Source organism: Hyphomonas sp. (assembly GCF_022844445.1).
Lineage (GTDB): Bacteria > Pseudomonadota > Alphaproteobacteria > Caulobacterales > Hyphomonadaceae > Hyphomonas.
Genome location: NZ_JALHLS010000009.1, coordinates 137,532 through 145,508 on the forward strand (window position 1 = coordinate 137,532; position 7,977 = coordinate 145,508).

5 protein-coding genes are annotated in these 7,977 nt (G+C 65.3%); 1 reads left to right on the top strand and 4 read right to left on the bottom strand.

The window, feature by feature from the left end:
• Positions 1-55: 55 nt before the first annotated feature.
• The 3 genes from Q0C17_RS11860 to Q0C17_RS11870 are packed head-to-tail and all read right to left on the bottom strand — an operon-like array spanning position 56 to position 6,002.
• On the bottom strand, positions 56-3,265 hold the full coding sequence (locus Q0C17_RS11860; protein WP_291206380.1) for an efflux RND transporter permease subunit: 3,210 nt from the start codon (positions 3,263-3,265) through the stop codon (positions 56-58).
• Positions 3,262-4,527 (bottom strand): efflux RND transporter periplasmic adaptor subunit, encoded by a 1,266-nt coding sequence (locus Q0C17_RS11865; RefSeq protein ID WP_291206384.1) that lies wholly within the window; start codon positions 4,525-4,527, stop codon positions 3,262-3,264. Before Q0C17_RS11865 ends, Q0C17_RS11860 begins: the two co-directional genes overlap by 4 nt.
• 20 nt (positions 4,528-4,547) lie before the next feature.
• Positions 4,548-6,002, bottom strand: coding sequence for an efflux transporter outer membrane subunit (locus tag Q0C17_RS11870; protein WP_291206386.1), 1,455 nt, complete (start codon positions 6,000-6,002; stop codon positions 4,548-4,550).
• Between the two features lie 256 nt (positions 6,003-6,258).
• Between Q0C17_RS11870 and Q0C17_RS11875 the strand changes: the two genes are divergently transcribed.
• On the top strand, positions 6,259-7,581 hold the full coding sequence (locus tag Q0C17_RS11875) for an ATP-binding protein (RefSeq protein WP_291206388.1): 1,323 nt from the start codon (positions 6,259-6,261) through the stop codon (positions 7,579-7,581).
• 87 nt (positions 7,582-7,668) lie between these two features.
• On the opposite strand, the gene Q0C17_RS11880 is transcribed toward Q0C17_RS11875, so the two are convergent.
• The coding region (locus Q0C17_RS11880; RefSeq protein ID WP_291206390.1) for a GcrA family cell cycle regulator at positions 7,669-7,977 on the bottom strand (309 nt) is incomplete at its 5' end.

The window sequence follows — 7,977 nt, forward strand, 5'->3', positions numbered from 1 at the left end:
TGGCCCCTCTAGGTGGCGGGGCGTTTTCAGAACGGGTGTTCGTTACTCTACTGGATTACTCTGCCGGCGCCGGACGCGAGTGGCTTGAACCGATCAGTTCTTCCTCGTCGATATTCGCATGGCCTGTATAGCCTTCGCCGATCTGGCGATACGGCTTGCCGCCCCACGACCATTTGAAAACGCGGCCAATCTCGGTGCCGACCGCATACATGGCCGGAACAAGAAACAGCGTGATGAAAAGCGCAAAGCAGATCGCGAAGCTCAGAGACACCAGCATCGGCTTCAGGAATTGTGCCTGGACGGACTTTTCCGCCAGCATCGGTCCAATACCCACGAACGTCGTGATCGATGTCAGGAAGATCGGGCGAAAACGGGAGACGCCTGCATCCACCAGCGCCTGCACGGCGCCGGCGCCCTCATCGCGCCGCCGGTTAACATAGTCGATCAGCACCAGGTTGTCGTTGATGATGACGCCGGCTGCCGCGGCAATGCCAAACAGGGCGAACATAGCCATCGGCGTGCCCGTCAGGGCGAGACCGAACATCGCGCCAGTATAGGCCAACGGGATTGCGGTCATCAGCAGAAGGGGTTGAGCGTAAGAGCGGAACGCCACTGCAAGCAGCATGTACATCGCGCCCACGGCAATCAGCAACAGCCGCTGGATCTCGGCGAAAAACTCCTGCTCCTGCTCGAACCCGCCTGCCTCGCCGCGGGTAACATCCGGAAACTCCTGCTTGAACTGCGGCCAGAAGTCTTTTTCCATCGCATCCATGATCCGCGCCCGGCCACCGTCGCCGAGCACTTCCGCAGCCACCGACACCGAGCGTACGCGGTTGCGGCGCACGATCCGGTTGATGCCCGGCGCGAACTCGAAGTTAGCTACCTCGGTCACCGGAATCTCGCGCCCGTCCAGCGTCCGTATGCGGATCGACGCGAGGCTGTCGAGATCGTTGCGCGCCTCGATCGGCAGACGCACACGCACTTCCACATCCTCGCCGTCGCGCGCCATCCGGTCGGCCAGTTCGCCGAAATAGGCCTGGCGCAGCTGGTTGGAGACGTCCGCGAGCGTGATCCCCAGCGTTTCGGCGCCGGGCTTCATGGTGATCTGGATCTCCTCGGCTGCCGACGAAAGGTTGTCGGTAATGTCGTAGACTTCCGAGTAGTCAGCCAGATGCGCCTTCACATAGTCCGCCGCCTCGCGCAGCCGGTCGAGATCCGGATGGCTGAGGGCAAACGTCACACCCGTATCGGGTCGGTTGAAGGTGAACTCAAAATTGATCTCTTCCGCGTCCTGGATTTCACCGGTTGCGGTGCGCAGCTCGTCGGCAATGTCTTTCGAGCGCACGCCTTCAGGCCGTTCTTCAGGCGGCAACAGTCCGATCCATGCCTGCACCTGCGTGCCGCCGGCGACGATCGAGGCATCCCGGATCAGGCCGCCTTCGATTTCCGGGTGTTGACGGACGGTGGCTTCGGTCGCGGCCACGACACCGGCCTGCAGCTGGTCGCGCACTTCCACAACCCGTTCGAACGGCGTTCCATCCGGCATCTGGATGTTGACCTGAATGAGGTCTGCCTCGATCTCCGGCATGAACTTGAACGGCACAACGCCGCTCGATTGCAGGCTGACGGAAATCATCACCAGCGAGAGGAAGAAGGCGATCGTCGCGTAGCGGAATTTGATCGCCAGCTCCAGCACCGGCTTGTAGATGTTGGCGGCAAACCACAAAAGGCTGTCGGCAATCCGCCGCTGCAGCTTGAGGAAGGGCCCGAGCGGGCCGTCGAACTTTTGCTTTTCCATATGCGCAAGGTGCGCCGGAAGGATCAGCAGGCACTCGAATGTCGAGATGATCAGGGCCGCGATCACCACGAAGGAGATCTGCTGCGTGAACATCCGCGTCGGGCCGGTCACGAACAGCCAGGGCGAGAAGGCGATGATGGTCGTCAGGATGCCGAAGATGATCGGCTTCATCACCAGCTGCGTGCCGATGATCGCGGCGTCCAGCCCTTTGCGCCGTCCGCTCTCGACTTCCTTGTGTATGTTCTCGCCCACCACGATGGCGTCGTCCACGATGATGCCGATCACCAGCAGCACGGCGAAGGTGGACAGGATGTTCCAGGACACGCCGACCGTCGGGAACAGGATCATCGCACCGGCAAACGCAGTCAGGATGCCGACTGTCACCCAGAAGGCCACTACCGGGCGCAGGAACAGGATCAGGATCAGCATCACCAGCAGCGCGCCCTGTATAGCGGAGGACGAGATCAGCTCCATGCGCGCCTCGAACGTCTTCGAGTCGTCCCATAGCGTATCGATCCGCACGCCTTCCGGCAGCACGCCGCTGCCGGGCGTGTTCGCCTTTTCAATATAGTCCCGGAAACCCTGCGCATAGCGCGAGATGTCCATGTTGTCGGGCTCGGGCACCATCACGAACACGGTTGTTCGGCCGTTGAAGGTCGCCTGAAGCTTCTCGCTTACGAAGCCGTCGATCACATTGGCCACGTCCGCCACGCGCACGGTACCTTGCTCCGTCGTCTGACGGATGATGATGTTGCCAAACTGCTCGGCTGTGTCGGCGAGGTTGCGTGCCGTGAGTTGGACGTCGCCGACCGGGGATTCAATGCGCCCACCGGAGGAGTTCAGCGATGTCGTACGCACGGCATTGGCCACATCAGACATGCTCAGGCCGAACCTGCGCAGCGCCTCCTCGGAAACTTCAATGCTCACCTGCTCATCGAGCGTGCCCTGAAGCACGGCGAGTTCGCCGCCGGGCAGGGCGGCGATGTCGTCGCGCACCTTGTCGCCGATCTTGCGCAGCGTGCGGGCGTCCACATCGCCGTGCACGGCGAGGCCCATGAACCAGTTCCGCTGCTCCCAACGCGTCACCTGCGGCTGGAACGCGGCCTGTGGCAGGTTGTTGATCTGGTCGACACGCAGCTTCACCTCGTCGAGGAAGGTGTCCATGTCGATATCGTCGCGGCCGCGGATGTTCACCGTGCCGAAGCCTTCGCTCGAGGTCGAGGTGATGCGGTCGAGGCCGTTGATGTCTGCTACCGCTTCCTCGATGCGCGTCACGATCTGGTCTTCGATGTCGCGCGGGCTCGCGCCCGTCCAGGCCACCGTTACAGAGGCGCCGGACACTTTCACGACCGGGAACATTTCCCGCTCCATCGCAGAATAGCCGAACAGGCCGCCTGCGAAGAAGATGAACATAAGAAGGTTGGCGGCAACCGAGTTACGCGCAAACCAGGCAACGATGCCTTTCATTGGGCGGCTCCCTCGCCGGCCGTATCGGCCTTGGCCACTTCAGTCTCGCCTGTCTTGGCGGCCTTTGGCGGATTGTGGACTTTCACGCTGCCATCTTCCATCCGCTGCATCACGGTCAGGCTCATGCCGTCGAAGGGGGCCTGGATGGGACTGGTGATCGCGAGTTCGCCAATCTCGGCGCCCTGATGGAAGTAGGCGCCGTCACGGTCGGAGAACTCGACATCCACGGTGCGGATCGACAGCTTCCCGGTTTCCGGATCGCCGATATAGAGCTTGTCCTCGCCGCGTAGCGCGGAGCGGGGCGCCATCATCACGCGGTCAAGGCTCTTGCCCTGGATCTGTGCGTTCACGAACAATCCTGGCGCCATCGGCGCGCCATTGTCGGCGCCCGTGCCGAACGGGTCATTCAACTCGGCGATCACGTTTATCTGCCGCGTCTGCGAGTTTACGGCCGCGCCGGTGCGCACGACCTTTCCCTTCCAGGTGCGCGGCTCGCCGCCCACCGTCGCGGTGAAGATGACCTCCGGCCCGGGCGTCGCCTCGCTGTCGGCGAATGCGATCGGCAGGCCCAGCCGGCCAAGTTCGGCATCCTTGAGGGGCAGGGATACTTCCACCGTATCATTGCCGAAGATGCGGCCCAGCGACTGGCCCGGCGCCACAACCTGGCCGATGTCGACGCTGCGCTCGCGAACACGGCCATCAAACGGCGCGATCACAGCGGTACGGGCAAGGGCCAGTTCGGCATCCTTCAGCTGCGATTTGGCGGCGTCCAGCGAAGCCTGCGCCTCGGCAAGTTGCGGCTCGCGCCGCGCCAGCGGCGAGGCGTCCGTCATGCCGAGATCTGCAAGGTCCTGTTTTGCCAGCTCGGATTCGGCAATCTCCCGCGCGAGGCGCTGCTCGGCGGTCGCCACCAGCGAACGCCCCCGCACCACGCCCAGCTCATAGTCCTGCGCGTCCACGCGCACGAGCACCTGTCCGCGGCGGATGAAGCCGCCATCGATAAAGTCCGGCGACACGTACGCGATCCGTCCGGACGTCTGCGGCGCGACAACGATCTCGGTCTTGGGCCGCACTTCGCCCTGCGCCTGCACGGTCATTGTCAGCGCCACTTCCTGCACGGGCTCGGCAAACACGTTGAGGCCCGCGCGCGGCTCTTCGCTCTTTTCGGCCTCTGGCTTCATCCCCTGGACGACAGCGAAACCGCCGCCCCCCAGCACGAGGATGATGGCGATCGGGGCAATAGTGGCAATCAGGCGTCCCATGGGGATATGGCTCCTGCCGCTTACTGCGGCGTCTGGACTTCGGTGGGGGCGGGAATGGTGTCTGCGGCCGCGACGGGCACGCCGCCTCCGAGAGCGAGGTGGTAGGAAATGCGGTTTATGCCACGGCTGGCGCGGGCTGAGACCAGTTGGCCTTCAGCCGTCAGGCGGCGCGTCTGCGCGTCGATCAGGTCGAAGATGGTGATCGTGCCGCTGATATACTGGCGCTCGGCCAGCTCCTCGGCATAGCGCGCCTCTTCGAACGACACGCCCTGAGCGGTCTCCTGCTGCGCCAGAAGCACATCCGCCGTCAGCGCATCTTCCACTTCGCGCCAGGCGTTCAGCACACCGCTGACATAGCCGGCAACCGAGGCCTGAGCCTGCGCAATCGCCGCTTCCTGTTGCGCCTTCAGGCGCCCGCCGGTGAACAGCGGCTGCACCAGGCTCGCTACCAGCCGGCCCGCAATAAGCGACGGGTCGACCACATCTTCAAATACGGTCGTGTTCGTCCCGGCCGAACCACTGACGCGCAGCGCGGGCAGCATCGCAAGGCGCGCCTCCTCGGCCCGCAGGCCTGCGGAGACGACACGCGCTTCCAGCGCCGCAATGTCCGGCCGGCGCGACAAGAGCAGGGCAGGGTTGCCCTCCGCGGCCATCTCGGTCAGCTCGGGGATCGTCGCGGTCGCGGCAATCTCGGCCGCCGGATAGCGCCCCAGCAACAGCTCCAGCCGCCGCGCCGCTTCCATCGAAGCCTGCCGGCGCGCCGCAATTGTCGCCTCGGCATTCGCCAGCGATGAACGCGCGGTGCGCAGCTCCAGGGGGCCGGACACGCCGGAGCGAACGCGCCGGTCGGTAATCGTCAGTACACGGTCACGCGCCTCGTAGGAGAGCAGTGCAATGCGCTCCTGCGCCAGGGCCTCGTTCAGCGCGATCCAGGCAATCGCCGTCTGCGCCGCAATCGAAAGTTCCGCTGCCGCCAGGTCGGCTTCGCTCGCCGCATAGTCTGCATCGGCCTGCGCCACGCCGTTGGAGACGCGGCCCCAGAGATCGGCTTCCCAGCTCGCATCGATGCCGAGGCCGTAACTGGGATCATTGATCCGGTCGGTCTGCCCGCCGATTTCCACGCCGGTCGACGTACCGCCGCCCGACGCCGTTGCTGACAGGCTCGGCAGCCGCTGCCCGCGCGCCGCGCGCGTCAGGGCTTCGCTCGCCCGGGCCAGCGCTGCACGCGATTCCAGCGACGGATTCTTCGCCAGCGCTTCAGCCACAAGTGAGGTCATAACCGGATCATTGAACTGGCTCAGCCAGTCTGCCGTCGGCGCTTCACCCGCGACGCCGCGCGCAGCCCACGTGGCAGGCGCATCGGGCACGGTGGCAAACAGCGCGTTGCGGTCATCGATATAGCGCTCCGCCGCATCCGGCGACGTCGCGCAGGCCGCCAGCATCGCGGAACCCAGGAAGAGGAATGACTTTTTCATGCGCGAGGGGTTGGCCCTTTGACTTTCGCGATCCGATACGCCCGCTCATGTCGAGCGTCAATATGAAATTATCGAAATTCAATATCTTTTCATGGACGCGTCCCCTAAACAGTCAGCGTTCATACGGCGCGCGGGGCTTGGCAGATGCCGGTGTGCAGTTTAGCGCCAGAAGAGGCCCTTGTTTGAGGCGCCCAAGGCACCGGCGAGAGATGTCCTTACAGGTGAAACGTTGAGCGAAGATGCAAACCGCCGATCTATGACGCGCCGCACGCGGGACTTTACCGTCCTGCTCGGCACGACCGGCTTTGTCCTGCTGCTGCTGGTTGCCACCAGCGCCCTCGGCCCGGTCGAGGCGATCAGCGCGCTCGGCGTCATTGCCTCTGTGGGCATGGCCTACTTTGTCGGCTCTGCCGCCCGGGTCCCGCAGGGCCTGAGCGACAGCTGGGCCGAGCCGCCCGCGCCGGAACCCGCCGAAGCCGGCCCCGGCCTCCTGACCGCGCTGCCACTGCCCGCGCTCGAGATCGGCCCCGGCCAGAAGATCCTGGCTTTCAACCGGGCGGCCGACGAGCTGTTCCAGCTCGGTAACCTTCCCTTTGCCCGTGCCAGCGCGGTCATCCGCTCGCCGGTCCTCCTGGCCGCCATCGACCAGGCGCTCGAGCGGCCCGGCGCCGGTCCGGTCTCCGCCGAGATCGAAACCGGCCCGGATGAGACCTGGCGTGCCCATGTCACGCGCATTCCCGCCGGCCGGCATGTCCTCGTCCTGATGGAGGATCTCACGCCGGTGAAGCGCGCCGCCCGCGCCCGGGCTGACTTCCTCGCGAATGCAAGCCACGAGCTGCGCACCCCGCTCACCGCCATTTCCGGCTTCATCGAAACCATGCGCGGCCCCGCGAAGGACGATACCGCGGCCTGGCCCCGCTTCCTCGACATCATGGCCGGCGAATCCGACCGGATGAGCCGCCTGATCGCTGATCTTCTCTCCCTTTCCCGGATTGAATCGTCCGAACACGTCCTGCCGCGGGGCAGGGAAAACCTCGCCGAGATCGTCTCTGCCTCGCTCGCCGTCCTGGAGCCCATCGCTGCCGAGCGCGGTGTGACGCTCAAAGTGGCTGGCGGCGGGCAAGACATGCCGGAAATGACCGCCCACCGGGACGAACTGATCCAGGTGGTCGAAAACCTTGTCTCGAACGCCGTGAAGTATTCTAAGGCCGGCAGCGCCATCACGCTCAGCTTCGGCGCCGCGCCCTCGCTCGCCGAGGCGCGCCTCGCCGCGAGCCAGCAATGGGATGTCAGTCAACGGATGACCCTGCTTCAGGCGCTCGCCCGCTCGCAGGGCCCCGAGGCCGCCGTCTGGCTTCGTGTTGAAGACCAGGGCCCCGGCATCGAGCGCGAACACCTGCCGCGGCTTGGCGAGCGCTTCTACCGCGCCGACCAGTCGCGCGGCGGCAAGATCACCGGTACCGGCCTCGGCCTCGCCATCGTCAAACACATCATGGCCCACCACCGCGGCGGCCTCGCCGTCGAAACCCTGATGGGGCAGGGTACGGCGTTTGGCGTCTGGATGCCCGTCGGCGCTTAGAGGGCGCCCCGCCCGTTCGACAAAAAAAGTCCCCCGGAACATCTCTGCTCCGGGGGGCTCTCACGTCCTGGCGATGTCAGCGCGGCGTTAGCCGGCAATCCGCCGGACGTAATCGTATTCTGACTTGCGGGCTTCGCGCTTGCGGGCCGGCTGGAAGGCGACGGCGGCGTGCTCGGTGCAATAGGGGCCGCAATCGGCCTTGCGGCCGCAGAAGGCAAATTTGGGGTCTGCCGGGTCGCCGATCGGCCATTTGCACATCGTATCGCGCAGCGTGAGGATCGTCGCCGGCGTGCCATCCACCAGCAGCGGGGGCAGGGGCTTGATCGCCGTCGCGCGCTCGATCGCGAGGGCCGGCACCGGCAGGCTCGGCGGGGCGGCGGCGGGCGCGGCGGCGGC